Here is a 1,379-nt window from a genome sequence, read left to right on the forward strand (position 1 = left end):
AAATTAAGTTATGAAGACAAAGTCAAAATCTATGCGTTACGGCAAAATGGTGAAAGCATTAAGTCTTTGTCGGACCAGTTCAGTATTGCAGAATCCGGTATCCAATATATGATTCGACTAATAGACAGATACGGGATGAACATGGTCAAGAAAGGAAAAAATACCTATTATTCTCCAGAATTAAAGCAGGAAATGATTGATAACGTGCTTCTGAAACAACAGTCACAGCTGACCGTTTCACTTGATTACGCCTTGCCAAACCGAGGGACTCTTCCAAATTGGATAGCGCAATACAAGAAAAACGGCTATACTATTCTTGAGAAAGCAAGAGGGAGGCCGCCAAAAATGGGACGTAAGCCAAAGAAGACCTGGGAAGAGATGACGGAGTTAGAGCGACTCCAAGAAGAAAATGAGCGTCTTAGAACGGAGAATGCCTATCTAAAAAAGTTGAAAGAATTGCGCCTGAGGGACGAAGCCTTAGCGCGCGAAAGGCAGAAACAGTTAGAGAAATGGTCAATGGAGGATTCCAACTAGACCTCCTTCTAGCAACAGCTAAACTAGCTCGTGCCACCTACTATTACCAGCTCAAGCAACTAGCTACAGAGGACAAAGATAGGGACATCAAGAATGAGATACAAGCAATTTTTAAGGATCATAAGGGCAATTAGGTTACCGCAGGGTTCATCTAGAACTGCGCAATCGTGGTTATAGCATCAATCATAAGAAAGTGCAACGTTTGATGCAGGTGTTAGGTCTGTCTGCACGCATCCGTAAGCGCAAGAAATACAAGTCCTACAAGGGGGAGGTGGGCAAGAAGGCTCCAAATCTGATTAACAAGCAATTTGAGGGGTCTAAACCTTTTGAGAAGTGTTATACCGATGTGACCGAGTTCGCTCTGCCAAATTGCTCTGAGAAACTCTATCTTTCGCCCGTTCTGGATGGTTATAACAGCGAAATTATCGGCTTTACCTTGTCCCATTCTCCCAACCTGATGCAGGTTAAATCCATGCTTGAAAAGGCTTTTCCTAAGGAAGCTTATCCCAATACTATTCTCCATAGCGACCAAGGTTGGCAATACCAACAGGAGGCCTACCATCGTTTTCTTGATAGTAAAGGGATCTGTCCCTCCATGTCTCGCAAAGGAACTAGCACGGATAATGGTATGATGGAATCTTTCTTTGGTGTCTTGAAAACAGAGATGTTTTACGGATTTGAGGAAAGTTTCAAATCACTGGATCACTTGGAACAAGCCATCACGGATTATATTTTTTATTACAACAACAAACGTATTAAAGCAAAGCTAAAAGGACTAAGCCCTGTTCAGTACAGAACCAAATCCTTTCACTAATATTTTTTGTTTAACTTTTTAGGGTCAGTAC

At 41.9% G+C, this 1,379-nt stretch carries 1 pseudogene; it reads left to right on the forward strand.

Going from position 1 to position 1,379, the window contains the following annotated elements:
* Positions 1-1,348, forward strand: a pseudogene (locus STRDD04_RS10780) (IS3 family transposase); the annotation flags it as partial.
* Between the last annotated feature and the right edge of the window lie 31 nt (positions 1,349-1,379).

The organism is Streptococcus sp. DD04 (assembly GCF_001578725.1).
In the GTDB taxonomy this organism is placed as follows: Bacteria; Bacillota; Bacilli; order Lactobacillales; family Streptococcaceae; genus Streptococcus; species Streptococcus sinensis.